Below are 26,318 nucleotides of genomic sequence, written 5' to 3'. Positions count from 1 at the left end.
CGCCCTCGTAGGCGACCTCACCCTCGACTGCGACACCTGGACCGCCCCCGACGGCTCCGGCCAACGCCTCATGGTTCTCACCGCAGAACCCGGCAGCCCCTCCGACGATGCGCTGCGCATCCTGTCCTCCTGGACCGGGCCTGCCGCGGAGTCGACCAAGACAGGGCCACGGCGATGACCGAGTGGAGCCGGCAGCAGCTTGAGAGCCTGGATACGACGTGCTCACTCCTGCTCATGGCCGGCGACGGCGGGACGGACGGCCCGCAAGTCGAGATCGGCATGGTAGTCGTCGGCGGCGAATGCTTCGTCCGCGCGTATCGGGGGGCCGTGTCCCGGTGGTATCAAGCCGCACTCAAGCAGGGAACGGGCAGCATCGCAGTCGGCGACCAGCTCATCGAGGTGGTCTTCTCACCGGCGGAAACCGCGCTGGGTGGCGAGATTGACCGTGCCTGTTCCACGAAGTACGGCTCGCTCGCCTCGTCCGCCAACGGGTCACGCATGAAGGAAGCGACGCTCCTTGTCCGCCCGCTCTGAGCGGTCATCGCAGCCGTGCAGCGCCTGACCCTGAGCGTCAAGAGACGTGGCTTGCCCGCCAAGGTCGCCGAGGTCTCGGGCGCCGTCCCAGGCGGCTTGCGAGGCGCGCAACAGATCCTCGAAAGCTCTGCCGCGTATCAGGTGTGCCCGCAGGGTGTGCATCAGCAGGATCGCCGTCTGCCGGGTCTCCGCCGGGACATCCCGGTCAGCTGCCCAGAGAGTCGCTGCCACCAGGCCGTGATGCTCGGACCCCAGCCACGTGAGCACCAAGTCGCGGCTGCCGTGGAAGAAGTTCTGGACTCCCGATCCGAGTTTCTCCCCGAGCGCTTGGGCCGTTGCTGTGCGGAAGGGTGAGGGCGGCGTCCACATCGCCGGTCGACTGCGGGAGAGGGCGTCGATCCGGCAGACAGCCAGCTGAAGTGGGCCGCAGCCCGTCCACGATCAGCCGGGAGATACGCAGCAACGGCATGCCGCTGCGCAAGGGCACCTCCCGCTAGGTCTACCGGCCGCACGCCGCGCAGTCGCGCGCCGACGGCCGGCGGCCTCGTCCAAAGCCGGGCAAGATCGCGCCGCTCACACCGCCAGCCCTACAAGCGCCAGCCCCGCATGGCCAAGGACATGGTGATGATCAGCGAACGCCTGGCCGAGGCAGCCGACCAGGCAATCCCGGGCCACTGGAAGGGTGACCTCATCATCGACAAGGCGCACCAGTCCGCGATCGGCACCCTCGCGGAGCGTTCCGGCCGCTTCGTCACCCTCGTTCACCTCCCCGAGGGCCGCCAGCCCACGCAGACGCGCGACGCGCTCGTACGGACCGTCTCGGCTCTACCGACCCAGCTCGGATGCTCCCTCACCTGAGACCAAGGCTCTGAGATGCACCTGAACAAAGATTTCAGGGTCGCCACCGACATGCCGGTCTACTTCTGCGACCCCGGCAGTCCGTGGCAGCGCGGGTCGAACGAGAACACCAACGGCCTGCTGCGGCAGTACGTCCCCAAGGGCACCGACCTGGCCCGCTACAGCCGCGAACAGCTGGACGCCGTGGCCGCCGAGCTGAACAGCCGGCCACGTAAAACGCTCGGCCGGGAAACCCCAGCCGAGCGCATCGCCAAGCTCCTGGCAACAGCCAGTTGATCACTTGTGTTGCAACGACCCCTCAAATTCGCCAACGTCTGGCCGGGGCCTTGCTGTTGCGTTGTTACGCGGGGCGGATGTGCTCCGCCTGCGGGCCCTTCTGCCCCTGCGTGATATCGAACGTGACCTTCTGGCCCTCTTCCAGGGAGCGGAAGCCGGAGGCGTCGATGTTCGAGTAGTGGGCGAAGACGTCGGGGCCGCCGCCGTCCTGCTCGATGAAGCCGAAGCCCTTTTCGCCGTTGAACCACTTGACGGTACCGCTGGCCATGCCTGTCTCCCTCAAGGAAATGCGGGACCCCGCACCGTGCGGGATCCGGAGGTGATCGCCTTGGTCCGGAGAGGCGCTGAACAGCATGAACGCCCGAGACGTGTGTCACGGGCGATCGGAACTTCGGAACCACGACTACTGGTATCGACGCTACACCGCCGACGGCTGCACGGCACAGGTCTTACGGGATCGCGTCAGTGAGTCTCCAGGGTCGGCGCAGGTCAGGAGCCGAGCGGTGGGCTGCTTTGCCGGCGGCCTTCCATGCTGGCCCATTGAGGTCGAGCACGATCACCCCGTCCGTAGCCTCGCGGACGAGGAGCCGGCCCTTCACGTCGAGCTCCGCGAGCCGGAAGGCGAGTGCTTCCTCCTCAGCGGTGATTCGGAAGTCCATGCGCTGACGGTACGGTCCCGTCGTTGGCCTCGGCGTGATGCACCATCCCAGATCGTGAGCAGGTCGGCTGGCTTCGGCCGTGGACGCAATCGGCGGCCACGCCCGCGCCAGGTCAGTCCTGTGTCGGCGGGCAGGTCGTCGAAGGCGGCATTGGCACCCGCACAACCCGGTTCCGCACACACCGTCCGGGTGTCCGGCAGGGGCGCCGAGGTGTACGCGCCGGACACACTCATCGATTCCGTTTCTCAATGTCATGACCAACAACTGTTGGACCTCTGAATCATCGGTTCCTAGGCTCGGCCGAGCAGGCCTTCCGTAGGGGAAGACCTCGACCACCTGTCTTCCAGACTCGGAGGAGACGTCCGATGAAGCAGCGCACGATCGGCGGACGGACGGTTTCGGCGATCGGGCTCGGCGGCATGCCGATGTCCATCGAGGGCCGCCCCGAAGCCCGCAGGTCGATCGCGACGATCCACGCCGCGCTGGACGCCGGTGTCACGTTCGTCGACACGGCGGACGCGTACCACCGTGACGCCGCCGAGGTCGGACACAACGAGGAGCTCATCGCGGGGGCCCTGCGCACGTACGGCCGGGGAGCGGACGACGTGCTGGTCGCGACGAAGGGGGGTCACCTGCGGCCCGGTGACGGCAGCTGGACCGTGAACGGTGATCCGGCCCATCTCAAGCGGGCCGCCAAGGAGTCGGCCAGGCGCCTCGGCGTCGAGGCGATCGGCCTCTACCAGTTCCACCGCCCCGACCCGCGCGTCCCGTACGCCGATTCGATCGGCGCGATCCGTGACCTGCTCGACGAGGGCGTGATCCGCATGGCGGGCATCTCGAACGCGACCGTGGACCAGATCGACGAGGCGAACCAGATCCTGGGCGGTCGCCTCGACTCGGTCCAGAACCAGTTCTCGCCCAGGTTCCGCTCCAGTCTGCGCGAGCTGGAGCACTGCGCCGAACTCGGGATCGCGTTCCTGCCCTGGAGCCCCTTGGGTGGCATCTCGAACGCGCCCGAACTCTCGGCGCAGCAGGCCGCCTTCCGCGAGGTCGCGGACGAGGTGGGCGTCAGCGTCTACCGGGTGACCCTGGCCTGGGAACTCGCCCTGGCGCCCGTGGTGCTCCCGATCCCCGGGGCCTCCCGCCCCGAAAGCATCCGTGACTCGGCGGCCGCCACCGATGTCGAGCTCACTGCGGAGCAGATGTCCCGCCTGTCGGCGGCCTGAGGTGCCCGGTACCGCACCGCCTACCCACTCATGGACAAGGACCCGATCGTGAAGACGTTCAAACTGCCCGGCACCGACATGGTCGTCCCGAACATCGTGCTCGGCCTGATGCGCATCCAGGACAAGAGCGACGCCGAGGTGCGCGAACTCCTCGCCACCGCGGTGGACGCCGGCATCACGTTCCTCGACCACGCCGACGTGTACGGCAGCGAACTGCACGGCTGCGAGCGCCGTTTCGCCGAGGCGATGCGGCTGAGCCCCTCGCAGCGCGAAAAGCTGATCATCCAGTCGAAGGCGGGCATCGTCCGCGAAGGCCCGTACTTCGACTTCTCCTACGAGCACATCGTCGAGTCGGTGGACGGTTCGCTCAAGGCTCTCGGCACCGATTACCTCGACATCCTGCTGCTGCACCGTCCCGACGCACTGGTCGAACCCGAAGAGGTCGCGCGTGCCTTCGACGACCTGGCCGCGGCGGGCAAGGTGCGGGCCTTCGGCGTCTCGAACCACACCCCCCGCCAGATCGACCTGCTGCGCCGCCATGTCAGCCAGCCGCTGGTGGCGAACCAGCTCCAGCTGTCGATCACGCACGCCCCGCTCGTCGCGCAGGGCGTCGCGGCCAACATGCAGGGCCTGGACCAGTCGGTCAGCCGTGACGACGGGCTCCTGGACTACTGCCGACTGCACGACATCACCGTGCAGGCCTGGTCGCCGTTCCAGGCCGGCTTCTTCGACGGGCCCTTCCTCGGCTCGGAGCGCCACCCCGAGCTCAACGCCGTCATCGACCGCCTGGCGGCGAGGTATGAGGTGCCGTCCCTTGCCATCGCGACGGCCTGGATCACCCGCCACCCGGCCCGGATGCAGGTGGTCATCGGCACGACCAACCCGCAGCGCGTCGCGGACGCCGCCCTCGGATCGGACGTCCCCCTGACCCGTGCGGAGTGGTACGAGCTGTTCCGCGCCGCCCAGTACATCGTGCCCTGACCACCGCCCCACCCGGACAGCGGCGAGCCGTACGCTCGCCGCTGTGCGGCGGGTCCGCAGGCGCGCCGAGCCGCCCGCGGACCCTGACGGCCGACCGGCGGACCCGGTCAGTAGGAGAACTGCTGGATCTGGCTGCCGTCGCCCACCTACGTCCAGCCCGCGCGGGTTCCCGGGTCGAGCTGGACGGCGCGTTCGTGATGCGGGTCCAGCCGTTTCGTTGCAGGCCCCGAACTGCGGGTCTCCACGCCGCTGACCGTTCCCACCGTCCTGCCGGTCTTCCACCGACTCATCATGCCGCTCCTGGACGCGATTCCACGCATCCGGGGCCAACGCGGCGGTCCCCGCCACAAGCCGAAGCGCCTATACGCCGACCGAGGCTACGACTTCCGCAAGTACCGCCGACTCCTATGGGTCCGCGGCATCGTCCCGCAGATCGCCCGACGCGGCGCCCCGCACGGCTCCGGCCTGGGCAAGACCTGTTGGGTGGTAGAGAGAACCTTTGCGTGGCTGCACCAGTTCAAGCGTCTGCGCATCCGCTACGAGATACGCGCCGACCTCCACCAGGGACTCCTCCAACTCGCCTGCGCCGTCATCTGCTTGAGACGGCTACACGCCGCATTGTGAAACGATCAGTTAGTGCCCGAGTCTCTATGCGTCAAGCTGGCCGCGAAATCCCTCATAGCATCGGCTTTTTGGTCTCGCCGCGGCTGCCGATGACCAACCACCATGTCCTGCCCAACGAAGGCATCGCTTGCTGCTCTTCACTGGAGTGAAACGTCCAAGTCACCATCGACAACGTTCCAGATGACGTGATCCGGATGGAGTTCGCTCCCGACACTTTCTTCACCGTGTACAAGTGGCTGGACTTCGCGCTGGTAGCCGTCGCTGCGGCGGAGAACGGCCGCCTTCCAGGAGACGACTCACTCTGCCCACTTACGGGACAGAACTTCTTACCAGAACGAGGCCAGCCAGATGTCCTGTCCCTCGTAGGTGATACGGCAGCGGATCGCCTCGTCGGGCATGGGGGTCACCTCCTGTGCAGCACACCCGTTGCTTCCCATGCTGCTCCCGGAACCGCTTTCGTGCCAAGCAGGCCACGGCGCAATTGACAGGGTTCGCGTACGGGACGAACCTGGAATCAGACGCGTCCGAATGACCCCTCAGAAGTTTGACTTCAATCAGAGTTGCGTTCATTTCCCAGGCGTGCATCCGTCGCATTCGGCCGCCCCGCACATCGGCGACGAGAATCCGGCCCCGACCGAGAGGAGGCTGGCATGCGCGGGCATGTGCGCACCGTCACCGGGGACGAGCCGATCTTCATGATCAAGGTCAGCGTTCACCGCCCCGACCTCACCCTCATCGACCGTGCCTACACCGACGAAGACGGCGCGTACAGCGTCGACGTACCCGCCGGTGAGACGGTCACCGTCCGATTCGACACCCATTACTCGCTCACCAACGCAGACGAATGGCAGCCCTCGCTGGTCGCGAATGTGGTTTTCGACGGCACCGTCCCGCTCGACCGCCGTCTCGTCCCGGTGGGCCACTTCGCGGACACGGCGCGCGGCATCGACATCCTCGCCGCCTTTCTCGTGGCTTCGGCCGTGGAAGAACCCGAGTACGCTGCCCACGCCGCTACCCGGTTGACCCAGCTCAAGCAGAACAACCTGTTCCTCGTGCACATCCAGCAGGCCCTTCTCCAGCACTTCACGGAGCAGGGCAACGCCTGACGTGCCGCACTCGACCGGGCCGGTGGCCATCGTGTCGCATCCCCACCTCGCCCGATCCACGGCACTTTCGTTCAGCAGTACCGGAGTCACCACGTGGATCCCCAACTGGACTTGGCCGATCGGACGGTGGGTTCGCGTCGTATGTGTGGACGTCGTTTGCCTCGTCAGTGTCGGATCAGACCCGTACGTTTGACGGTCGCCAGCAGCGGGGTGGTGTCGATGGCGGTGACCCCGTCGAGGGGGCCGACGGTGTCGGTGAGGAAGGTGTACAGGGCGTCGAGGTTTGCGGCGGCGACGGCGGCGAGCAGGCTGGCGGGACCTGTGGTGGCGGCGCAGAACCGGACGTGTGGGTGGGTACTCAGGACGTGCGCGGCCTCCTGCAGTGCGCCTGGCCGTACGGAGATCCACAGCAGTGCCTCGGTCTGCACGCCGAGCACTGCGAGGTCGATTTCGGTGGCCAGGCGCAGCACCTGGGCTCCTGTGAGTGCTTCGAGGCGTTGGCGGGCGGTGAGCGCGGTGGTGCCGGCGCGGCGGGCCAGGTCTGTGTAGGTGGCCCGGCCGTCCTCGGTCAGTCCGGCGATCAGCGCGGTGTCGATGTCGAGTTGTGTGTACGACGGTGTCGGCGTGGTCGGTGGAACGGACTCAGGGACGAGTTCGGCCAGTTCCGCGGGGGTGAGGAGACCGGCGGTCCAGCGGAATGCGGTGGGGAAGACCCGTAGCAGGGTGTGGGCGGTCCAGGTGCCGACGGCGTCGGTGGCGGGCAGGTCGCGCAGCAGGAGGTTGTTGCGGGCCTCAGTGCCTTCGAGGAAGAAGATCGTGGAGATCTCGTCGCCGCCGCCGAGGATGTCGACCCAGACGGTGTCGGGGCGGCGGGCGAGTGCCTGGGCGACTTGACGGATTTTGTTGGGGCGGCAGCGGATGCGCAGCGCGATGGGGATCAGGTGCGGGAAGCGCGCCGGGTTGCGTACGACGGTCGCGCGCAGGGTGCCGTCGGCGTAGAGCAGGGCGACACGGCGGACGACGGTGCGCTCGGACAGTCCCAGGCAGCGGGCCACCTCGCGCCAGGAGGCGCGCGGTGAGGCGACCAGGGCGGCCGCGATCCGCCGGTCTGTTTCAGTGAGTACCTGTCGCATGATCCGCATGATAGGCCGCGGTTCTGGCGCACTTTCTGCACACGAGCCTTCTGCTTGGCGGAGAATCCCCGTATCCCTTCTACAACAGTCTCGTCGCCGAACGACAGGTGCGATCCGTTACCTGCGGGATGAGGGAGAAGACGATGACTGATCATGGAGCTGACCTGCTGATCCGGGCCGGCGCGGTGCACACCCTGGTGCCCGGCCAAGCGCCGCAGCGGGCGCTGGCCGTGCGCGGCGACCGCATTGCGGCCGTGTCCGCCGACCCGCACGGCCTCGATCACCTGGTGAGCGCGGACACGCAGGTCCATGACCTGCCCGGCGCCACCGTGCTACCCGCCTTCGACGACACCCACACCCACCTGATCTTCGCGGCGCTCGGCGCCCACGACGTCCCCGTCCACCGGGCCCGGAACATCCCCGAGTTCCTCGACCTGATCCGGCAGCGGGCCGCCGTCACCCCCGAGGGAGAGTGGATCCGCACCACCACCAACTGGCAGGAACTCAACCTGGCCGAGCGCCGCATGCCCACCGCGGCCGAACTCGACCAGGCCACCGACCGGCACCCGGTCCTGGTCAAGCGCGGCGGCCACAACGACGTCGTCAACACCTACGCGCTCCGCCTGGCGGGCCTCACCGAGGACACCCCCGTACCCCCGGGCGGCACCATCGGCCGCGGCATCGACGGCAAGCTCGACGGCCGACTGATCGACAACGCCCTGCACCTGGTGGAGCACCTGGTCCCGGCCCCGGACCGGGCCGAGCGCATCGACGGACTGCGCCTGGCCAGCCGCGACTACGCCGCCACCGGCATCGGGACCGTGCGCGACTGCGCGGTCACCCCCGAGGACTACGCGGTGCTCCTGGCCGCCCGCGAAGCAGGGGCACTCAGCACCCGGGTGCGGGCGCTGATCTCGGCGCTGGGTCTGACCAGCGCCGCGCAGGTGGAGGACGTGCTCGACGTCATGGAGGAGTGGCGTGACACCTCCGACCCGTGGCTGTCGGTGTGGGGGGTGAAGTTCGGCCTCGACGGCGGCCTGGAGGCCGGTGCCACCGAGGAGCCGTACGCCTGCGACCACGCCTTCTCCGGGATGCTGATCTGGGAACCGGACGCGCTGGTGGAGGCGGTCGAAGCGGTGGTCCGGCGCGGCTGGCGGGTCGGCACCCACGCCTACGGCGACCGCGCGGTGCGCACCCTCCTGGACGTCTACGAGCGCGTCCTCGCCCGCAACCCCGGTCTGCCCGCCGGCACACTGGTGATGGAGCACGGCGGCCTCGCCGGTCCCGAACAGCAGGCCCGCGCCGTCGCGTTGGGCATCCCCGTCACGATCCAGCAGCCGCTGCTGCACGACACCGCCGAGGTCGAGGAGGGCTTCTGGGGCCCCGAACGCGTCGCCCGCCTCTTCCCCGCACGCGGCTGGATCGACCTGGGCACCGAGGTCAGCGCCGGATCCGACTTCCCCGTCGGCCAGTTCGGCGCCATGCGCTCCGTCTGGGGCATGACCACCCGGCAGACCGTCATCGGCGTCAAGGGCCCGGAGCACGCCATCACCTACGACGAAGCCCTCACCCTGCACACCAGGGGCGCCGCTCGCCTGACCGGCGAGGAGCACCTGCGTGGCATCCTCACCCCCGGCCGTCTCGCCGACCTCACCGTCTGGGACCAGGACCCCGCCCAGTGTCCGGGCGACGCGCTGCGCGACCTCAACCCCACGCACACCTTCGTCGGTGGCCGCCTCGTCACCCCGACCGGGACGCGGTGAACACGCCCCCTCTCATGGCAGGGTCAGTCAATCCACTTTGTGGCAACTGGCCCTGTCGCCGCCCAGCGGGCGCCCGCTGGGATGGACCTGTTTGCGTCGGCGGGCGGGATACGCAGTTCTCGCCGCAACTCCTACCGAGAGGTGTCGATGGCCATGCCGCGTACTCGTTCGTTCGTGCAGGTCGACGTGTTCTCCACGAGCCCCTACTCCGGCAATCCCGTCGCGGTCGTCCTGGACGGGACGGACCTGACCGATGAGCGGATGCAGGGGCTGGCGCGCTGGACGAACCTGTCCGAGACCACGTTCGTGCTGCCCCCTACCGTCCCGGAGGCGGACTACCGGCTGCGGATCTTCACCCCGGGAGGCGAGCTGCCGTTCGCCGGGCACCCCACCCTCGGCTCCGCGCGCGCTTGGCTGGACGGCGGTGGTACGCCGCGGCATACGGAGCACCTCGTGCAGGAGTGCGCCGCGGGCCTGGTCACCGTGCGCCGCGGCGAGGACACGTTGTCCTTCGCCGCCCCGCCGCGAGTGCGGGAGGGGGTGCTCGACGACGACTATCTGAAGCGGATCGTGGCCGCGTTCGGCATCACGCGGGAGCGGGTCGTGGCTCATCAGTGGGTCGACAACGGACCTGGCTGGGCCGTCGTCCAGTTGGCCACGGCCGCGGAGGTCCTCGCCGTGGAACCTGATCTGGCCCTGATCCCGGACGCGATGGTCGGTGCGATCGGCGCCTACCCCGAAGGTTCCGAGTACGCCTTTGAGTTGCGTACGTTCGCCCCAGGCGCCGGTGTGCCCGAGGACCCGGCGTGCGGCAGCATGAACGCCGGTGTCGGGCAGTGGCTCACCTCCACCGGCGCCGCGCCCTCCACCTACCGGGTCTCCCAGGGCACGAGGCTGGGACGCGCCGCGAGGATCGAGGTCATCGCCGATGCGGACGGCACGGTCTGGGTCAGCGGCGCCGCCGTCATCTGCATCCGCGGCACCATCACGGTCTGACCGCCCGTCATGGGGTGTCGGGGGAGAGTGTCTTCATGGTGACGTAGCTGGTCACGGTGGCCACGCCGGGCAGGGCGGCCAGCTGGTTGGCGTGGAAGTCCTCGTAGGCGGGCAGGTCGGCGACCTCGACCTGGAGCAGGTAGTCGAAGTTGCCGGTGATGTGGTGGCAGGCGACCACTTCGGGCAGCTGGGTGATCCCGCGCTCGAAGGCGATGACGTCCGCGCGGGTGTGCCGCATCAGCCGCACCCCGGCGAACACCCGCAGGCTGCGCCCGATGGCGGCGGGATCGATCAGGGCCCGGTAGCCGCGGATGATTCCGGCTTCCTCCAGCTGGCGCACGCGCCGCAGGCAGGGTGACGGCGACAGCCCGACCCGTGCGGCGAGCTCGTTGTTGCTGATCCGGCCGTTCTTTTCGAGTTCGGCCAAGATCGACCGGTCCACCTCGTCCATGGTGGCAGATTATTGCGCTCAGGCCTTGAGTATCACAATCGTGCGCCCTTGGTGAGGGGCAATTTGCTGCCAAAATTGCCGCGATCAGTCCAAATCTGAGCTCCGGTCGGCCAGGCTTCATGGCGTCATACCGATGTCCACGGAAGGCCAGCCATGCCGGGCAACAGCACCATCACCGTCCACGCCGACCGCGAGATCCACCCCAGCCGTGCCGTGGCACCGCCCATTTACCAGACGGCGACGTTTTCGGCCGAGGACGGCGAGACGTTCGCACGCGGCGCTGTCGAACCGCGGGGCAAGGACTTCTACACCCGCTTCGGCAACCCCAACCACGCCCAGGTCGCGGCCGTCGTCGCGGAGCTGGAGGGCACCGAGGCGGCGATGGTCACCGCGTCCGGGATGGCCGCGCTCACCACGGCCGTGCTGGCCCTGGTGTCCGCCGGTGACCACGTCATCGGGCAGAAGTCCACCTACGGCGGCACGGGCTCGGTGCTGCTGAACCTGCTGCCGCGCCTGGGTGTGCCGACCACCGTGGTGGACCAGACCGACCCGGAGGCGTTCGCGAAGGCGCTCACGCCCCAGACCCGGCTGATCCTGGTGGAGACGCCGAGCAATCCGCTGCTGCAGATCACCGACCTGCGCGCCGTCGCGGAGCTGGCCCGCGCCCACGGTGTGCTGACCATGGCGGACAACACTTTTGCCACTCCGCTCAACCAGCGGCCGGCTGACTACGGCATCGACCTGGTCTGGCACAGCGCGACCAAGTACCTCAACGGCCACTCCGACGTCTCCGCCGGAGTGATCGCCGGGTCCGCCGAGCTGCTGAACCGGATCTGGGACGTCGGCCTGCTCACCGGCGCCACGCTCGGCCCCATCGACGCCTGGCTGCTGCTGCGTGGCATACGCACCCTGCCGCTGCGGGTGCCCCGGCACAACACCAACGGCCTGGCCCTCGCCCAGGCGCTCAGCGCGCACCCGGCCGTGGCGAAGGTGCACTATCCGGGTCTCGCGTCCCACTCGCAGCACAAGCTGGCGGCCAGCCAGATGAGCGGCTTCGGCGGGGTGCTCGGCATCGAGTTCACCGGCGGCTTCGAGACGGCCGACGCCTTCCTGGGTAAGCTGCGCTACTCCCTCAGGTCGGCCAGCCTCGGTGGCGTGGAGTCGCTGGCCGTGCACCCGGCGTCCATGTGGCGGGGGATGCTCAGCGAGGACCAGATAGCCGAGTCGGTCCCGTTGGGCCTGGTCCGGCTGGCCGCAGGCACCGAGGATACCGCCGACCTGGTCGCCGACGCGCTGGCCGCCGCCGACGCGGTCCACACCACGGCCAGGAGCGCCTGAACCATCGCGAGAGCGCCGGTCGCACGCTGCGGCAACGCCCCCACCTGTGTGCACACACGTGACCGGCGCCGGTCTCATCCCAACCGGCCCCTGAGAGTCCAGCAGCTCAACGAAGAGGTGCATCTCCATGCCCCACCCGCACAACCCATCGCTCGCCAGACCCACAGTGCCTCTCGACACCGGCGCCCCGCTCCGCAACGGCAGCCCGCTCGCCCGTGGGCTCAAGCAGCGTCACCTGTCGATGATCGCCCTCGGCGGCGTCATCGGCGCAGGCCTGTTCGTCGGCTCCGGTGCCGGCATCGCGGCGGCCGGGCCGTCGATCGTCGTCGCCTACGCCCTGTCCGGCGTGCTCGTCATGCTGGTGATGCGCATGCTGGGCGAGATGTCGGCGGCGAACCCGGCCTCTGGGTCGTTCTCGGTGCACGCCGAGCGGGCGATCGGGCCGTGGGCGTGCTTCACCGCCGGCTGGGTGTTCTGGAGGCTGCTGTGCGTGGGTGTCGCCGCCGAGGCGATCGGCGCCGCGAACATCATGACCGGCTGGTTCCCGGGCACCTCGTCCTGGATGTGGGTCCTGCTTTTCATGGCCGTCTTCTGCGGCACGAACCTCGCGGCGGTCGGCAACTTCGGGGAGTTCGAGTTCTGGTTCGCGGCCCTGAAGGTCGCCGCGATCTCCCTCTTCCTGCTGCTGGGCGGCCTCGCGATCTTCGGCGTGCTGCCGGGCACGGCTGCCCCGGGGACGGCGAACCTCACCGGGGACGGCGGCTTCCTGCCTCATGGCACCAACGGCCTGGTCATCGGCCTGCCCACCTCCGTCTTCGCCTACGGCGGCCTGGAGACGGTCACCATCGCCGCCGCCGAGTCCGAACACCCGGTGCGCAGTGTCGCCACCGCCGTGCGCACCGCGATGTGGCGCATCGCCGTCTTCTACGTCGGCTCGATGCTGGTCATCGTCACGCTGATCCCGTGGAGCGACCCGGCCGTCACCACGCACGGCCCATACGTGGCGGTCCTGGACCACCTCGACATCCCCGCCGCCGGCCAGCTCATGAACGTGATCGTGCTGATCGCCCTGCTGTCCGCGATGAACGCCAACATCTACGGCTCCTCACGTATGGCGTACTCCCTGACCGCTCGCGGACAGGGCCCCAGAGCTCTCGGCAAAGTCTCCGGCGGAGTACCGAGGCGAGCGGTGATCGCTTCCTCCGGCTTCGGCTTCGCCGCGGTCCTGCTCAGCTACTGGTGGCCCGACACCGTCTTCACCTGGCTGCTCAACACGGTCGGCGCGGCCTTGCTCGTGATGTGGGGCTTCATCGCCGCCGCCCAACTGCGGATGCGCCGGCACCTGGAGCGCGAAGCCCCCGAGAAGCTGGTCGTGAAGATGTGGGCCTTCCCGGCACTGACCTGGGTGGCACTGGCCGGAGTGCTGGCGATCCTGGCCCTCATGGCACGCCAGGGTGACACCCGCGTGCAGCTGTACTTCACCGGCGGCCTGGCACTGGCCCTCTCCCTCGTCGGCTACATGCGGCAGAAGACCCTGACCGCCCGCGGCTGACCGGCGCGGCCGGGAGCGGAGCCGCGGCAGCCGCCACACCATGATCTTCAACCGTCCGACAACACCTGTGAAGGAGTGCAACCGATGAAAACCCTGCTCACTGGCGGCACCGTGGTCAGCATGGACCCGGCGGTCGGCGACCTCGACCGCGGCGACGTGCTCATCGAAGACGGCGTGATCGTCGCCGTGGCCGAGCGCATCGACGCGCCGGACGCCGAGGTCATCGACGCCACCGACCGGATCGTCATGCCCGGCTTCGTCGACAACCACCGCCACAGCTGGCAGACCGCGTTCCGAGGCGTCGGCGCGGACTGGACGTTCCCCGAGTGGGCGCAGGCCATGCACGGCACGGTCAAACCCCACTACCAGCCCGAGGACGTCTACGTCGGCACCCTCCTCGGCCGCCTGGAGGCCCTGCACTCCGGCGTGACCACGATGCTGGACTGGTACCACGTCGCGCAGAGCCCCGAGCACGAGGACGCCGCCGTCGCCGCACTCCGTGATGTGCCGGGGCGTTCGATCTTCTGCCTCGGCGCCGGGTGGGCCACTCCCGACTCCGTCGACACCGCCGTCCGTCGCGTCCGCGCCGAGCTCGCTGACGGCGGCCTGGTCACCATGGCGTGGGGGCTGCGCGGTCCCGAAGACACGAGTACGGACACCCTTGCAGGGGAGCTGAAACTGGCCGCCGAACTCGGGCTGCGCACCAGCCTGCACACCGTCTCCGACGGAGCGCAGCGCCCCGTCGCCGACCTGCACGAGCACGGTCTGCTGCGGGACACCACCACGTACGTGCACGCCAACGGGATCAGCGACGAGGAACTGCGGATGCTCGCCGACGCGGGCAGCTCGATCTCGATCAGCCCCGACGTCGAGCTGAAGATGGGCTTCGGCAACCCGATGACCGGCCGGGCACTGGCCGCGGGTCTGCGTCCGACGCTGTCCGTCGACGACGTTCCCTCGGTCGGCGGCGACATGTTCTCCACGCTGCGGACCGCCTTCGCCGTCCAGCGCGGCCTGGACGGCGGCCTCAATTCCCGGAACCTGCTGGAGTTCACCACCATCGACGCCGCCGCCTCCTGCGGACTCGACGCCCGGACCGGCAGCCTCACGCCCGGCAAGGACGCCGACATGATCCTCCTGCGCGCCGACGACATCACCGTCTTCCCGGTCACCGACCCGGCCGCCACCATCGTCAGCCACGGCCATCCCGGCCTCGTCGACACCGTCCTGGTCGCCGGACGCGTCGTCAAACGGGACGGAGCCCTGGTCGGCGTAGACCTGCCCGCGCTCAAGACGCGCCTGACCGCCTCCCGCGACCGGGTCGCAGCCGCCGCAGGCGTCCGGCTCGACCGCACCTGGCGTCCGCAGCCCGCAGCGAAGTAGCCGCACCGAGCACACCTTGCCGGCGCACCCGCCCGTGTACATGAAGGGAAATTGGCTGATGAAACTCGTGACGTTCACCGATTCGGGCCGGGTGGCGCTCGGCCGCGTCGACGACGAAGGGCAGGTGTACGACCTGAGCAGTGTCCTCGGCAACCGCACACTGCTCGACGTCATCGACGACTGGGGTCAGCTCGGCCCTGTGATCGAGAGCACGACCGGTCTTCCGAGCATCGCCTCACCACGGCTGCTCGCACCGATCCCGCAGCCGCGCCGCAACCTGTTCGCGGTCGGCAAGAACTACCGCGACCACGTCCAGGAGTTCGGCCGATCCGGCTACGACCAGCCGGAACACCCCGGAGCCCTGCCGACCGCACCGGTCGTCTTCTCCAAGTTCCCCACCACGGTGACCGGACCGTACGACGAGATCGATCCCCACCTCACCCTCACGTCCGACCTCGACTACGAGGCCGAACTGGCCGTCATCATCGGCCGCGGCGGGCGCGGCATCCACCGCGACCGGGCGATGGATCACGTCTGGGGCTACACGATCATCAACGATGTCACCGCCCGGGACCTGCAAAGGGACCACCAGCAATGGCTGCTCGGCAAGTCCCTCGACACCTTCGCCCCGATGGGCCCCTGGGCGGTCACCGCCGACGAAATCGGCCCCCCGGAGCGCCTCGTGGTCTCCTCCACCGTCAACGGCGAGCCCCGCCAGCAGGCTTCCGTCGCCGATCTCATCTTCGACATCCCGTACCTCATCAGCACCATCTCCGCAGGTATCACCCTGCAGAGCGGCGACATCATCGCCACCGGCACTCCGGCCGGCGTCGGCCTCGGCTTCAGCCCGCCCCGTTTCCTCAAGCCGGGTGACGTCGTCGAGTGCGCCATCACCGGACTCGGCGCGCTGTGCAACACCGTCAGCGCGCCGAAGGAAGCTACCCGGTAGCCGTTCTCCGGCTCCAGGAAGCCACCCCCCTGAGCAACCACGAATTCACCACGGAGATCTCATGCGCCTCACCTCACGTGGCCGTCACCACGCCACCTTCGAGTTCGGTGACCTACGGGTGATCTCACTGCGAGACGGCTACGTCGACATGCCGCCGACACGGCTGCGCGACGACAGCGGACGCACCCTTGATGAGCTCCCGGACACGGTCCCGCTGGCCGAGGGCAACTTGCGGCTGTCGGTCAACGCCTTCTTCATCACCGACGGGACCACATCACTGCTCATCGACACCGGCGCGTCCAACGCATGGCATCCCAGCATGGGATCGCTGCTCGTCGCCCTGGACGAAGCCGGAGTCGACCGTAGTGACATCACCGATGTGGCGATCACCCACAACCACGAAGACCACGTCAACGGCCTCATCGCACCAGACGGCTCGGAAGCGTTCCCCGAACTCCGACGCGTGTGGATCGGCGCGGGGGACACGTCGGTGTTCACCGGCCGCCTCGCGCCGATCCACGACCGAGTCGTCCCCATCACCGACACCGTTGAGGTCAACGACCGGGTCACGGCCATCCCGACTCCCGGTCACACACCCGGCCACACCGTCTACCGAGTCAAGAGCAGCACCGGCCGGCTGCTCGTCTGGGGCGACACGGTTCACGTGCCCTCACTGCAATTCGCTCAGCCGAACGTGTCCTGGGAACTCGACGGCGACCAGTCGCAGGCACGCTCGGCGCGAACCGCTCTCCTTGAACAACTGACATCACCGGAACACTTCGTCGCCGGGGCCCACCTCGACTCACCCGGAGTGGGACGTGCAACTCGCAACGGCGCCGGCTACGCGCTGGAGTACCTCGCGCCGCCACTCTCCTGAAGTCATGCATGCCGTGACACACGCGCCAGTTGAGTTGCCCCGGCATCCCTCTGCCGGTTTCCCTTGGTGACCCAGGTGCCACCGTCGTCAGCCACGGTTGCCCCGGTCTGGTCGACACCGTCCTCGTCGCCGGGCGCGTTGTCAAACGCGCAGTACTGGTGGACGTCGACCTCACGGCGCCGAGGAGCCGACTGCTCGCATCACGTGACCGGATCAGATCGCGACAGCCGCCGGCATCCCGCTCGACGGCACATGGCCCCCACGGTCGGACACGGGATGACCGCACCCGTCCACGACAGGGCCGTGTACGCGCCCACAGGCCCGCAAGCACTCATGACCAGGCCGTGGCCGGGCCGCGCGATGAGAATGCAGCGGAAGCCGTCCGGCTTCTGTTCCGCGACCAGGCGCCCCGGCAGCGTCCCGGTCGCGCGCCAGGCCAGCCGTGCTTCGGCGAGCATCGGGGTGATCGGGGGATTGCGTCACTCTGCCAGATCTACGCAAGCAGCGGGGCCGGGTCCGGGTCGACCACGAACAGCTGCCGCGCCTGGGCGTAGCAGGCCGACGGGTACTGGCCCACCGCAAGGCCCCGGTAGTCCACCTGGACCCGGCCCGTCGCCGCCATCGCCTCCAGCCGCGCTCCCTGCTCCCGCTCCGCGGCCGACAGGTCCTCATCGTTGTCGAGGAACCGCTGCAGCAGGCGCTCGCCGGACGCGATCCGGTCGCGGACGGCCGCCACGTCCGAGCGGGCGGCGGTCATGATGGTCTGGAACTCACGGTCGGAGTACCCCGGGCGCGCGACCTGCTGCGCGTCGACCCCGTGCCCGGGCCGCCCGGCGTAGTCCGCCACGGCGCCCTCCAGCCGCTCCTGGCCCGGCAAGGCGCGCACGATCCGCAGCAGGTCCTGCAGACTGCGGCGGGCGGGCCTCTCCCCGCACGTCTGCCGCCTCGACATCAGGTACCGCTCCATGTGACGCACCCGCAGCTCCTCCACGCGTGCCGGCGGCACCGGCAGCTGGTCCAGGAGCAGCAGGAATCGTTTGATCGTCTGCCACTGGCTGATCGCCGCCCGCTGCGTGCGGCGCCCGCCACCGGGCCCGATCCGCACCCCCAGCGCGTGCGCGAAGTCCCGGTGCATCCCCGGCAGCGGCGACTCCTCGAACCGGAATATCCGCTCGCGGCCGTCCTCACCGGCAAACCGCACCACCGGCGCCCCACCATCCTCGGGGTACTCAACCGGCGGAGGCGGCTCGTACAAGCCGTCAGGAACAGCCGCCGTGCGGCCGCGGCCCGCGCGCGGCGCATCCCCGCTCACGCGGCCACCTCCGACCGCTCCAGCCAGCCCTCCTCGCTGAAGCCCGCCGGCTTCCACGCCCCTTCCGGCACCAGCTCCAGCCGGGTACGCATCTCCAGCTCCTGCAAGGTGTGCAGGTACAGCGCCGTGGTCGTCGCCGAGCGGTGACCGAGCCTGATCCGCACCCAGATCAGCGGATCACCGAACACCCGCTGATACGTCAGCCGCTGCCGCTCGTTCATCTCGCCCAGCGCCTGCACATGCCCCCGCCACAGCAACTCCAGCGTGATCACTGCGTACGAATGCCGCAGCATGTGCGGCATCGCCCCCACACCTACGCCCTGGGCACGGCACCGCGCGTTGGCGTCGGCGAAGACCTGCTTCCACCCGGACATCGTCATCGGCAAACCCCACTGGTTCAGCCACACCATCCCTGGCTCCCACCCGCCCTCAGCCGTCGCCACCAGCAGCCGGCGCCGCTCATCCGCATCCAAACGGGCGACCGGCACCCACCGGCCGCCCAACCGCACCCGCGGCAGGGCCGGGTCCTCCACCAGCAGCGACCGGCGCGTAGGAAGGTAGAAGCCGCGCGAGCGGCCGTAGTCGAGCATCTCGGCCCGGTCCCACTCCAGGTAGTCCCGCACGTCCCGCAGCACCGACACCGGCCAGTACACCGCCCGCCCCGACCTCCCCTTGGAGATCGCGTGCGGCAGCACCGCCCGCGCGTTGACGATCCCCGAGGCCGGGGGCGGCAACTGCGGCAGGTCGAACACCGTCAGCGCCGAGTGCTCGCACGACCGCAGACCTGTACGGACCATGGAATCCGCGTACGCCGCGTTGCGCGCCGCCTACCTGCCACGGAACCCGCGTCTGGTCATCTCGTGCGCGTCGAAGCCGCACAGCCCGACATTGCGCCACAGCCGATACGATCGCGGCGGCAGCCACTTCACCTCCCGCCGCGGCCCGGTGTGCGAGCTCTCAGCCGGTACCTGCCGCACCAGGGCGCCACCGGACCCGCCCCGCCAGGGCGACCACACCGCGGCGGCGCGCTGGCGGATCGGATTGGCCCGGACGAGATCCTGCTCGATCGCCCACAGGTAGAACTGGTTGACCGTGGAGACCTCCCGGACCCAGCTGGTGTCTTCCACCCGAGGCCCGTCGTCGTCGCGGCGACGCCACCACCCGTACGCCGCCCGGTCGTCCACGCTCGCGTCACGCCAGTCCCGCCGGCCCCGCGCGAACCACAGGAAGTCGAAATACGTACGCAGATCCCGGGCATGGGCCGCCTGGGTGTTCCACGGCGAAGAGGCGAGCCAGACCGAGAAGTAGCGGTTCAACGCCACGTCATACCCGCCCGCCGGACTGATCAGGAACGGAACGGCTGCCCCTCGGGCACTCCCAGATCATCCAAACACTGATCGAGACTGCTCTTCACGCGGCCAGGCCAGGTCTCGGCGGGTGAAGTGCACCCGCCGACCCATGATCGACATGACGGTGGACGATAGCCCGTGGACAGCTCAACAGCGCATAAATGAAAGTCGTGCCGTCGAGCACAGCGCGGTGGGGCGTGCGAAGCTGCGCCTGGACGCGGTCGACGCGCGCGAACTGCTGAAGTCGCTCGGCTTCGTCGACGTTCAGCGGCAACCGGACGAGACCGTGACCGCCACCACCCCGGAAACGGTTCCCGGCTTCGTCCTCACACGCGGTGCCGACGTCCACGGCCGCCGCATCGCCCTGGCCGACGCCGGTACCGCGCCAGGCACCAGCGGCCTGGAGCTCGACACGGGGCTGGCCTCACTGACCGACGGCGTGGTGATCCTCCCCAAGCTGTTCCGTCGCACTGTCGACTACCTGCGCTTGGCCATGCCGCTGTCGTGCCACCCCGCCCCATCCCGCTTCAGCCCTGCGCGGCGGCCACGAGAGCGGTGAGCATACGGTGGGTCTTGCTGTCGGGGAGCCCGGACAGCATCACCCCTCGTTCGAGCACCGCCTCTTCGAGCTTGCGCAGCTGGCGCTCGGCCCGTTCCTTGAACTCCTCCTTGTCGTCGCCGGCCTTGGGCTTCACACGGATCGAAGCCTCCAGGAAGTTCAGGCCGGCGGCCGACCACGCCTCCAGGCCGACCTTCAAGTCCTCGAGCGGAACATCGTCCACCTTCGTCGCGGAGATCGGCCCCAGACCGACAAGCCCGTCGAACTGGACGTCGTGAGCGCAGGCATCCAGGAACTGGTCCTGCACCTCGTCGAACAGCGTGGCGGGATCGGACCCCTGTGTCACCGCGGCCGGCAATGCCCCCGGTGGGTGACCGCGCATCAGGGAAGCCGCCAGAACGCGGCCGTTCCTCGACCAGTCCTCCTCGATCCTGTACGTGAGCGGATCCACCTCGAACGGGGCGGAGAACCGGCCGACCAGCTGTTCCCGGGTACAGGGACGCAACTTGACGACCAAGTCATCCTGACCGCCACCGGACCTGAGGCGTACGATCACTCCACCGTCCAGGAGCAGTAGCTTCCCCTGCGCGACACCGCCCCGGTCCTCAGCGAACCAGATCCGACGCGTCATCAGCGCGCCCTGCGAAGCGTCGAGAGCCGACATCGCTCCCGCCACGTCGCCCTCGATATTGACCTTGATTTCCACCGGCAGTAGGCCCATGACATTGCTCCTGCACGTGCATGGAGAGCTCATGAAACCTAAGCGGTCGCCTGCCTACACTGACTTTCCGAAATCATCAGTCTCGAGATAGGCCTCGGCCACCACTTGAAGATAGGTTTCATGCTGCGTAGGGAATCCATCCCTTCCTACGATGGTGCCTTTGGCTTTCTCCCCCGGGGCCAGCCTGTCGTTGAGCCGGTTCTCGTGGCCCTGAAAGTCGAGGAGAGCGCCGGGAGGCGGAACCAGTGGTACGTCATCTCCCATCGACTGGACCAAGAGAATATGGTCAAAGTCGGGAGGTGTCGTGATCTGATGCGCCAAGAAACCTTCATTTCCTCCACCGAAGAGGCGAAGTCGGCCGCCTGCTACGGAAGTCCGGGCATGCACCACGTGATGAATGCGTCCTTGGAGGGCGGTACTGTCATATCGCCACCGGCCAGGATTCTGTACACTGGTCACGGAACGTACCGCCTAGGTCGCCGTGTAGATCATTGGAATAACCTTCTAGGCTTGCGATTCACAGTCCCCGGCATATTTTCAGCCGATGTGCGACGCGGGAATTCACCTAGCTCCTCGCGGCGTCACCTTGCCGCAGAGGCGTCCTGCACGACCGTCGGATGTGGCTTGGCGGACTGCACGTGAAGCAGGGCCCACCCATCTAGGGTGAACCCGTTCCGCGGAGGGGACAACTTATGCTCAGCACGCCAACCTTGCTCGCCCTACAAGGCAGTTCCGCCGGGGAGCTGTCCGGACCGGTGCTGGGTCCTATTGGTCACCCCGGTCGCCTCAGACCGGGCGCATCGCCGCCCGGTAGTGGGACGGGGCGATCCCGAACCGCTCCGTGAGCGCTTGCCGCAGCGTCTCGGCGCTGCCGAAGCCGCAGCGAGCTGCCACGCCTGCCATCGGCAGAGTTGTCGAGGCGAGTACGTGCGCTGCGGCCTCGGTGCGGACCTGCCGGACGTAGCGGCCCGGACCCGCCCCCGCTGCTCGGTGAAGAGAAGGGTGAGGCGGCGGGGCGTCACCCTGCCCGCGCCGCTGTGCTCGGGTCGTCGTCCAGGTGGGCCGCGATGTGCTCGACGAGTGCGCGGACCGCGTCGTCAGGGGTCGCCGGGTTGCGGTGAACAGGCTCATCTGCTTGGTTCCCGGGCCGTTGCAGATACACCACGAGGTCCTCCCCATCCATATCCCCGCAGGTTCCGCGTGCATCTCCTACGAGATACCGGAACCCGCTGGATTCGAACGGCGGAAGGATGCACCCCGTGGGCGACGATGCGATTCTCGAGGCCATGCGGACGGTCCGTGGGTGCCTACCCGGCCTCGTCGGCGACGCCGAGGCAGCAGGGATCGACCGTGAACTGGCGGACCTACTTGTCAGCGCGGCTGACGCCGCAGAGATCATCGACCAGGGCCTGCAGGTGTTGCAGCGGGACGAGGCGGTCGCCGAATGGGCGGCCGCGTTCCTGGCCGACGGCTTCCCGCCCGACGTCCGCGCGCTGATCGAGGAGCGCGAGCGCTACTCCGGGCTGCCCGGGCACGGCGAACCGCCACCAGCCGCCCGGCGCTGTGCGTGCCCGAACGGTGACTTCGTCCGCTGGCGGCGAGGCGGCGAACCACTGAGTGTTTTCAACGTGGCCACTGGTCGGGTGACGCCGGTGAGGTCGAGGTGAGGGCCGCAACGCACAATGCTCCCGTGTCGTTGGAGGAGGTGTTCGAAGTCTCAACCCATCGGCACAGGAGCCTTGTTGGTTGCCTATCCTGCCGCACTCGACCTGCCTCATGCCCTGGTCGAGTGGGTCACGATGCTCACGGTGACCCGTGAGGGTGACCGACGGTGCGAACTCCCGCCGCACCAGCGGGCGCTCGTCGCTCTGGTGTACCTACGTCGCCACGACACCCTTACCCGGATCGCGTCCGGCTTCGGGGTATCCGTCGGCACTGCCCACGCGTATGTCACCGCCGTGACCGGCCTGCTCGCGGAATGGGCCCCGGGCCTGCTCAAGGCTCTGCGCGAGCACGATCCGGAGTTCGTCCTGCTGGATGGGGCCCTCGCCGAGTGCGACCGCGTCGGCGACAGCCGGGCCGACTACTCGGCCAAGCACCGCCGGCACGGCGTGAACGTCCAAGTCGTCACCGGCCCCGCCGGTGAGGTCCTGTGGGTCTCACCCGCGCTGCCAGACCGTACCCACGACCTGACCGCAGCCCGCACCCACCGCATCATCCGATCTGCGGACGCCAGGATGTTCCCATCCTCGCCGACCGCGCCTGCCAAGGCGCCGGCCCCTGGGACACCACCGGACTCAAACGGCCACCGGAAGGTGAACTCACCCTCACCCAGCGCACCGTCAACCGGGCCCTGGCCGCGCGCACCCGGCGGACACCCCGCGAGTCGATCAGGCCCGCGCGAGGGTCTGGGTGACGTCATTGACGTTGGCCGCAGTGGTGATGACTTTGAGCGGGGTGCCGCTGAGGCCTCTGCGCGTGAGAGGAAATCCCGGTGAGATTGATCTTGCCGGGGTTCGCCTACTTCGCCTGGAGCGTCGAGCTGGCGGGGATGGCGCCGGCGCGCACCCCTAGGGGCTTTTGAAGACCCTGCGGGGTTCGGGCGGCTCCACAGAGCGATCTTCAGAAAAAGAAGGTTTGCTGAAGGAGCGCGCAGCCTCCGGCGGACCAGCTCCGTCGTCCGGTGCGTGGTCGATTCGGTCGGGGGCGACTCAGTGGGGTGCTGCATGACGTCTGCCCGGGCCCCTCCTGTGCGGTGCTACACCGCCGACGCGAAAGGAAGTCGCCATGTCCTATCCAGAACCCCGCTATCTCGGCGAAAAGGGCCAGGTCAGCGCAGTGTTCCTACCTGCATCCCCACAGCCCGACGCCGGTTCCAGCGACAACCAGATCAGCTACGTGGCCAAGCAGGAGAACACCAACGGCGAGTTCGGCCTGTACAAGATCAACATGGGGCCGAAGGCCATGGGCGCCACGGAACACTTTCACCGTACGATTTCCGAGTCCTCATCTCGACCATCACTGACAAGGCCATGGACGGGATGGCCGAGTGGCAGAACCGGCCGCTGGACCCGGTCTGTTCGGTGATCTTCATTGACTGCGTGCACGTGAGGGGGGCGACGGACAGGTGGCGAACCGGCCCGCCGTCTACGTCGCGCTCGCCATCACCGCGGACGTCACACGCGACATCCCCGGTCTGTGGGCCGGCGACGGCGGCGAGGGTGCCAAATTCTGGCTTCAGGCCCTGACCGAGATCAAGGAACCCAGGAGCCGAGGACGCGTGCATGGTCGTCCGCGACAAGACCGGTTCCCGGAGTTCCAGGAGGGGTGGCGCGCCAAGTATCCGGCGATGGTGCGGCTTTGGGAGAACGCCTGGGCCGTGCGGCGGGTCTCTGCGTCGGACTGCACCACCAACGCCATCGAGTCGGTCAACAGGGATCGGCAGCCCTCCGCGGCACTGGCGCAGTAGGAATCGCGTGGTCGCGCGCTCAGGGGGTAACGGATCTACCAGGAGATCCCGGAAGGGCCGTCGGCTGGAAGGGCTGCCACGTGGAACGCGCCGACTGGCTGCTCACCCCCGCTCAGCGGGGGAATCCCGCGTCGCGGGTGGACCGCCGTCATGCTGACGGTGCGGCGTGGTCCACGGGCAACGACGTCCGCCCCCTGGTACATGGGGCGGTGTACTTCGCCGAGCTGCTCGCGGCCGTGCGGGCGCAGCGGGCCGGCGACATATTGATGTTCACGGACTGGAGGGGTGACCCTGACGAGCTGCTGGATGGTGCGAACAGCGCTATCGGCGGCGTGTTGTGCGACGCCGCACGCCGGGGCGTCGTCGTGAAGGGGCTGGTGTGGCGCTCGCACCTGGACCGGTTCCAGTTCAGCGAACAGGAGAACTATCACCTGGGGGAGGAGATCGAGGAGGCGGGAGGGGAGTGCCTGCTCGACATGCGGGTGCGGCCGGGTGGCTCGCACCATCAAAAGTTCGTGGTGCTGCGCCACCCGGGTCGGCCCGAGCGGGACGTCGCCTTCGTCGGCGGGATCGATCTGTGCCACAGCCGTCGGGACGACGCCGTCCATCAAGGTGACCCGCAGGCGCAACGCCTCGCCGCTGCCTACGGTTCCCGTCCGCCCTGGCATGACGTCCAGCTGGCGGTGCGCGGGCCCGCCGTGGGCGATGTCGAGGCCACGTTCCGTGAGCGGTGGACGGACCCGGCTCCGCTCAGTCGAAGCCCGCGCAGCCGGCTGCGGGCGGCACTCCGAGACGAGGACACCCAGGCGGATCCGCTCCCGGTACAGCAACCCGACCCGGGCCCCCGCGGTTCCCATACGGTCCAGATCCTGCGCACCTACCCGAACCGCCTCAGGGGCTATCCCTTCGCCCCCGACGGTGAACGCAGCATCGCCCGCGCCTACATGAAGTCCCTGCGGCGGGCACGCCGGCTGATCTACCTAGAGGACCAGTACCTGTGGTCAGAGAGTGCCATCCAGCCGTTCGCTCAGGCTCTCGCAGATCATCCGGGCCTGCGGATGATCGCCGTCCTGCCGCCACTGCCGGACCAAGAAGGGCGGATCAGCACACCGATGAATCTGCTGGGCCGGATCCGCGCCCTGGAAGTCCTGCGACGGGGCGGCGGTGACCGGGTGGCCGTCTACAGCCTGGAGAATCACGCCGGGACGCCTGTGTACGTCCATGCCAAGGTCTGTGTCATCGACGATGTCTGGGCCTCGGTCGGTTCCGACAACGTCAACCGGCGCTCCTGGACCCACGATTCGGAGCTCAGCTGCGCTGTGCTCGACGAGACCCGTGACCCCCGTGAACCGATGGACCCCGGCGGCCTGGGTGACGGCGCCCGAGTCTTCGCGCGCGAGCTGCGGTTGTCGTTGAATCTCGAACACCTTGACCGTGACGGGGACGGGGAAGCGGCTGCACTCTGCGACCCGGGCTGCGCCTTCGCAGCCTACGCCGACTCGGCCGCCGCTCTGGATGCGTGGCACGACGGCGGCCGTCACGGTCCACGACCGTCGGGACGGCTGCGCACCTATCACCCGCCGCATCTGTCCCGCATCACACGGGCCCTGACCGACCCGCTCTACCGGGTCGTCGCCGATCCCGACGGTCGACCGCGCTCCCTGCGTCGGCAGGATGCCTACTGACAGCCACCCGGAGGTGGACCAGGCAAGACACGTCGCGCATACCCCGGTCCAGAACCCCTGGCGGAGGAACGGCGACTGTCCAACTGGCAGCCGTGGCAGAGGATGGTCTGCCGCAGCTAGAGCTGAAGCCGCATCCCAGGATCCGCCGCCGACTGGAAATGGTGCAGCGGCCTGCTGGCATCCCGCCGGCAACGGCGTTCCGGCTGCCCAGGCCTTCGAGGGCGTCTTCGGGCGTCGCCCGTGCAGCGGGACTCAGGACCGGGCAGCGTCTGGTCCGTACAGGCCTCCGTGTGGGACGCCGGCCTCGCCGTCGCCCGCGCCTACGCCGAGGCCCACGGCCACCTCCTCCCGCCCACCACCACCGTCTACGGCGGGGACGACTTTGCCCTCGGGGTATGGGTGAAGAACCAGGTGCAGCGGCCCGGAAGGCGGCGGCGAACGCTGAACGGCGCGCGGCCGGGGAAACGGGTATCTGCTCTGCACCGGAGAGCTGTGAGAGGCCCGTAGGGCCCCTCTC

At 68.8% G+C, this 26,318-nt stretch carries 25 protein-coding genes and 6 pseudogenes; 21 read left to right on the top strand and 10 right to left on the bottom strand.

Features of this window, described 5'->3' with window-relative positions:
* The 3 genes and pseudogenes from MB828_RS15565 to MB828_RS15555 form a co-directional block, all read left to right on the top strand.
* Window positions 1–178 (top strand): annotated as a pseudogene (locus MB828_RS15565) (transcriptional regulator); the annotation flags it as partial.
* Window positions 175–534, top strand: coding sequence for a DUF2255 family protein (locus MB828_RS15560; RefSeq protein WP_301648672.1), 360 nt, complete (start codon window positions 175–177; stop codon window positions 532–534). The pseudogene MB828_RS15565 and the gene MB828_RS15560, both read left to right, overlap by 4 nt.
* A 361-nt stretch (window positions 535–895) precedes the next feature.
* Window positions 896–1,668, top strand: a pseudogene (locus MB828_RS15555) (IS30 family transposase); the annotation flags it as partial.
* A gap of 64 nt (window positions 1,669–1,732) precedes the next feature.
* Here MB828_RS15555 and MB828_RS15550 read toward each other — a convergent pair.
* Together MB828_RS15550 and MB828_RS15545 are read right to left on the bottom strand one after the other, a co-directional pair.
* Window positions 1,733–1,936 (bottom strand): cold-shock protein, encoded by a 204-nt coding sequence (locus MB828_RS15550; RefSeq protein WP_133024461.1) that lies wholly within the window; start codon window positions 1,934–1,936, stop codon window positions 1,733–1,735.
* 181 nt (window positions 1,937–2,117) lie between these two features.
* The gene (locus tag MB828_RS15545) at window positions 2,118–2,327 is read right to left on the bottom strand and encodes a hypothetical protein (RefSeq protein ID WP_301648671.1); all 210 of its coding nucleotides are present in this window, start codon (window positions 2,325–2,327) and stop codon (window positions 2,118–2,120) included.
* Window positions 2,328–2,692: 365 nt separating this feature from the next.
* Here MB828_RS15545 and MB828_RS15540 point away from each other — a divergent pair, with 365 nt between their 5' ends.
* The 4 genes and pseudogenes from MB828_RS15540 (at window position 2,693) to MB828_RS15525 (ending at window position 6,264) form a co-directional block, all read left to right on the top strand.
* Entirely contained in the window at window positions 2,693–3,553 is an 861-nt protein-coding gene (locus MB828_RS15540; protein WP_301648670.1) for an aldo/keto reductase, read from the top strand.
* Between the two features lie 48 nt (window positions 3,554–3,601).
* Entirely contained in the window at window positions 3,602–4,534 is a 933-nt protein-coding gene (locus MB828_RS15535) for an aldo/keto reductase (RefSeq protein WP_301648669.1), read from the top strand.
* 288 nt (window positions 4,535–4,822) lie between these two features.
* Window positions 4,823–5,158, top strand: a pseudogene (locus MB828_RS15530) (transposase); the annotation flags it as partial.
* A 650-nt stretch (window positions 5,159–5,808) separates the two neighbouring features.
* Entirely contained in the window at window positions 5,809–6,264 is a 456-nt protein-coding gene (locus MB828_RS15525; protein ID WP_301648668.1) for a carboxypeptidase regulatory-like domain-containing protein, read from the top strand.
* Window positions 6,265–6,428: 164 nt separating this feature from the next.
* Here MB828_RS15525 and MB828_RS15520 read toward each other — a convergent pair whose 3' ends face one another.
* Window positions 6,429–7,397 carry an Lrp/AsnC family transcriptional regulator gene (locus MB828_RS15520; RefSeq protein ID WP_343236171.1) on the bottom strand — a complete coding sequence of 323 codons (969 nt, stop codon included), beginning with the start codon at window positions 7,395–7,397 and terminating at the stop codon, window positions 6,429–6,431.
* Between the two features lie 143 nt (window positions 7,398–7,540).
* On the opposite strand from MB828_RS15520, the gene MB828_RS15515 reads away from it, so the two are divergent.
* Both MB828_RS15515 and MB828_RS15510 read left to right on the top strand, forming a co-directional pair.
* Window positions 7,541–9,160, top strand: coding sequence for an amidohydrolase (locus MB828_RS15515; protein WP_301648666.1), 1,620 nt, complete (start codon window positions 7,541–7,543; stop codon window positions 9,158–9,160).
* Window positions 9,161–9,313: 153 nt separating this feature from the next.
* The gene (locus MB828_RS15510) at window positions 9,314–10,156 is read left to right on the top strand and encodes a PhzF family phenazine biosynthesis protein (protein WP_301648665.1); all 843 of its coding nucleotides are present in this window, start codon (window positions 9,314–9,316) and stop codon (window positions 10,154–10,156) included.
* A 7-nt stretch (window positions 10,157–10,163) separates the two neighbouring features.
* Here the strand turns inward: MB828_RS15510 and MB828_RS15505 are convergent, their stop codons facing one another.
* Window positions 10,164–10,607, bottom strand: coding sequence for an Lrp/AsnC family transcriptional regulator (locus MB828_RS15505; RefSeq protein ID WP_301648664.1), 444 nt, complete (start codon window positions 10,605–10,607; stop codon window positions 10,164–10,166).
* 153 nt (window positions 10,608–10,760) lie between these two features.
* Here MB828_RS15505 and MB828_RS15500 point away from each other — a divergent pair, with 153 nt between their 5' ends.
* The 5 genes from MB828_RS15500 (at window position 10,761) to MB828_RS15480 (ending at window position 16,706) form a co-directional block, all read left to right on the top strand.
* Complete coding sequence (locus tag MB828_RS15500; RefSeq protein ID WP_301648663.1) at window positions 10,761–11,945, top strand: trans-sulfuration enzyme family protein; 1,185 nt, start codon at window positions 10,761–10,763, stop codon at window positions 11,943–11,945.
* A gap of 241 nt (window positions 11,946–12,186) precedes the next feature.
* On the top strand, window positions 12,187–13,497 hold the full coding sequence (locus tag MB828_RS15495) for an amino acid permease (protein WP_301648677.1): 1,311 nt from the start codon (window positions 12,187–12,189) through the stop codon (window positions 13,495–13,497).
* Between the two features lie 84 nt (window positions 13,498–13,581).
* Window positions 13,582–14,880 (top strand): amidohydrolase family protein, encoded by a 1,299-nt coding sequence (locus MB828_RS15490; RefSeq protein WP_301648662.1) that lies wholly within the window; start codon window positions 13,582–13,584, stop codon window positions 14,878–14,880.
* Between the two features lie 58 nt (window positions 14,881–14,938).
* Window positions 14,939–15,829 (top strand): fumarylacetoacetate hydrolase family protein, encoded by an 891-nt coding sequence (locus MB828_RS15485; RefSeq protein WP_301648661.1) that lies wholly within the window; start codon window positions 14,939–14,941, stop codon window positions 15,827–15,829.
* Window positions 15,830–15,890: 61 nt separating this feature from the next.
* Window positions 15,891–16,706, top strand: a complete 816-nt coding sequence (locus MB828_RS15480) for an MBL fold metallo-hydrolase (RefSeq protein ID WP_301648660.1) — start codon at window positions 15,891–15,893, stop codon at window positions 16,704–16,706.
* A 493-nt stretch (window positions 16,707–17,199) separates the two neighbouring features.
* Here the strand turns inward: MB828_RS15480 and MB828_RS15475 are convergent, their stop codons facing one another.
* The 3 genes from MB828_RS15475 to MB828_RS15465 form a co-directional block, all read right to left on the bottom strand.
* Window positions 17,200–17,910, bottom strand: coding sequence for a hypothetical protein (locus MB828_RS15475; RefSeq protein WP_301648659.1), 711 nt, complete (start codon window positions 17,908–17,910; stop codon window positions 17,200–17,202).
* 104 nt (window positions 17,911–18,014) lie between these two features.
* Window positions 18,015–18,815, bottom strand: coding sequence for a hypothetical protein (locus tag MB828_RS15470; RefSeq protein ID WP_301648658.1), 801 nt, complete (start codon window positions 18,813–18,815; stop codon window positions 18,015–18,017).
* 30 nt (window positions 18,816–18,845) lie between these two features.
* The gene (locus MB828_RS15465; protein ID WP_301648657.1) at window positions 18,846–19,334 is read right to left on the bottom strand and encodes a site-specific integrase; all 489 of its coding nucleotides are present in this window, start codon (window positions 19,332–19,334) and stop codon (window positions 18,846–18,848) included.
* A gap of 142 nt (window positions 19,335–19,476) precedes the next feature.
* Here MB828_RS15465 and MB828_RS15460 point away from each other — a divergent pair.
* Window positions 19,477–19,884 (top strand): annotated as a pseudogene (locus MB828_RS15460) (nuclease); the annotation flags it as partial.
* A gap of 10 nt (window positions 19,885–19,894) precedes the next feature.
* Here the strand turns inward: MB828_RS15460 and MB828_RS15455 are convergent.
* From MB828_RS15455 to MB828_RS15445, 3 genes are all read right to left on the bottom strand, one after another.
* Window positions 19,895–20,647 (bottom strand): hypothetical protein, encoded by a 753-nt coding sequence (locus MB828_RS15455; protein WP_301648656.1) that lies wholly within the window; start codon window positions 20,645–20,647, stop codon window positions 19,895–19,897.
* 54 nt (window positions 20,648–20,701) lie between these two features.
* Window positions 20,702–20,968 (bottom strand): hypothetical protein, encoded by a 267-nt coding sequence (locus MB828_RS15450; RefSeq protein ID WP_301648655.1) that lies wholly within the window; start codon window positions 20,966–20,968, stop codon window positions 20,702–20,704.
* A gap of 465 nt (window positions 20,969–21,433) precedes the next feature.
* The gene (locus MB828_RS15445) at window positions 21,434–21,778 is read right to left on the bottom strand and encodes a helix-turn-helix domain-containing protein (RefSeq protein ID WP_301648654.1); all 345 of its coding nucleotides are present in this window, start codon (window positions 21,776–21,778) and stop codon (window positions 21,434–21,436) included.
* 128 nt (window positions 21,779–21,906) lie between these two features.
* On the opposite strand from MB828_RS15445, the gene MB828_RS15440 reads away from it, so the two are divergent.
* From MB828_RS15440 to MB828_RS46885, 6 genes and pseudogenes are all read left to right on the top strand, one after another.
* Window positions 21,907–22,314, top strand: coding sequence for a hypothetical protein (locus MB828_RS15440; protein WP_301648653.1), 408 nt, complete (start codon window positions 21,907–21,909; stop codon window positions 22,312–22,314).
* Between the two features lie 75 nt (window positions 22,315–22,389).
* Window positions 22,390–23,009, top strand: a pseudogene (locus tag MB828_RS15435) (transposase family protein); the annotation flags it as partial.
* Window positions 23,010–23,434: 425 nt separating this feature from the next.
* Window positions 23,435–23,734: a hypothetical protein gene (locus MB828_RS15430; protein ID WP_301648678.1), complete on the top strand. Its 300-nt coding sequence runs from the start codon at window positions 23,435–23,437 to the stop codon at window positions 23,732–23,734.
* Window positions 23,656–24,080: pseudogene (locus tag MB828_RS15425) on the top strand (transposase); the annotation flags it as partial. The gene MB828_RS15430 and the pseudogene MB828_RS15425, both read left to right, overlap by 79 nt.
* A 116-nt stretch (window positions 24,081–24,196) precedes the next feature.
* Window positions 24,197–25,801, top strand: coding sequence for a phospholipase D family protein (locus MB828_RS15420; RefSeq protein ID WP_301648652.1), 1,605 nt, complete (start codon window positions 24,197–24,199; stop codon window positions 25,799–25,801).
* Between the two features lie 240 nt (window positions 25,802–26,041).
* On the top strand, window positions 26,042–26,308 hold the full coding sequence (locus tag MB828_RS46885) for a helicase associated domain-containing protein (protein WP_430381387.1): 267 nt from the start codon (window positions 26,042–26,044) through the stop codon (window positions 26,306–26,308).
* Window positions 26,309–26,318 lie beyond the last annotated feature (10 nt).

It is taken from the genome of Streptomyces arenae (assembly GCF_022343545.1).
Taxonomy (GTDB): Bacteria; Actinomycetota; Actinomycetes; order Streptomycetales; family Streptomycetaceae; genus Streptomyces; species Streptomyces humi.
This window is presented reverse-complemented; position numbering and strand designations above follow the sequence as displayed.

Excerpts from the sequence above, each read along its gene's own strand:
- MB828_RS15560 (WP_301648672.1), top strand. The coding sequence starts at position 175 with ATGACCGAGTGGAGCCGGCAGCAGCTTGAGAGCCTGGATACGACGTGC.
- MB828_RS15550 (WP_133024461.1), bottom strand. The coding sequence starts at position 1,936 with ATGGCCAGCGGTACCGTCAAGTGGTTCAACGGCGAAAAGGGCTTCGGC.
- MB828_RS15545 (WP_301648671.1), bottom strand. The coding sequence starts at position 2,327 with ATGGACTTCCGAATCACCGCTGAGGAGGAAGCACTCGCCTTCCGGCTC.
- MB828_RS15540 (WP_301648670.1), top strand. The coding sequence starts at position 2,693 with ATGAAGCAGCGCACGATCGGCGGACGGACGGTTTCGGCGATCGGGCTC.
- MB828_RS15525 (WP_301648668.1), top strand. The coding sequence starts at position 5,809 with ATGCGCGGGCATGTGCGCACCGTCACCGGGGACGAGCCGATCTTCATG.
- MB828_RS15520 (WP_343236171.1), bottom strand. The coding sequence starts at position 7,397 with ATGCGACAGGTACTCACTGAAACAGACCGGCGGATCGCGGCCGCCCTG.
- MB828_RS15515 (WP_301648666.1), top strand. The coding sequence starts at position 7,541 with ATGACTGATCATGGAGCTGACCTGCTGATCCGGGCCGGCGCGGTGCAC.
- MB828_RS15510 (WP_301648665.1), top strand. The coding sequence starts at position 9,314 with ATGCCGCGTACTCGTTCGTTCGTGCAGGTCGACGTGTTCTCCACGAGC.
- MB828_RS15505 (WP_301648664.1), bottom strand. The coding sequence starts at position 10,607 with ATGGACGAGGTGGACCGGTCGATCTTGGCCGAACTCGAAAAGAACGGC.
- MB828_RS15500 (WP_301648663.1), top strand. The coding sequence starts at position 10,761 with ATGCCGGGCAACAGCACCATCACCGTCCACGCCGACCGCGAGATCCAC.
- MB828_RS15495 (WP_301648677.1), top strand. The coding sequence starts at position 12,187 with ATGATCGCCCTCGGCGGCGTCATCGGCGCAGGCCTGTTCGTCGGCTCC.
- MB828_RS15490 (WP_301648662.1), top strand. The coding sequence starts at position 13,582 with ATGAAAACCCTGCTCACTGGCGGCACCGTGGTCAGCATGGACCCGGCG.
- MB828_RS15485 (WP_301648661.1), top strand. The coding sequence starts at position 14,939 with ATGAAACTCGTGACGTTCACCGATTCGGGCCGGGTGGCGCTCGGCCGC.
- MB828_RS15480 (WP_301648660.1), top strand. The coding sequence starts at position 15,891 with ATGCGCCTCACCTCACGTGGCCGTCACCACGCCACCTTCGAGTTCGGT.
- MB828_RS15470 (WP_301648658.1), bottom strand. The coding sequence starts at position 18,815 with ATGGTCCGTACAGGTCTGCGGTCGTGCGAGCACTCGGCGCTGACGGTG.
- MB828_RS15455 (WP_301648656.1), bottom strand. The coding sequence starts at position 20,647 with ATGGGCCTACTGCCGGTGGAAATCAAGGTCAATATCGAGGGCGACGTG.
- MB828_RS15445 (WP_301648654.1), bottom strand. The coding sequence starts at position 21,778 with ATGAGCCTGTTCACCGCAACCCGGCGACCCCTGACGACGCGGTCCGCG.
- MB828_RS15430 (WP_301648678.1), top strand. The coding sequence starts at position 23,435 with ATGTCCTATCCAGAACCCCGCTATCTCGGCGAAAAGGGCCAGGTCAGC.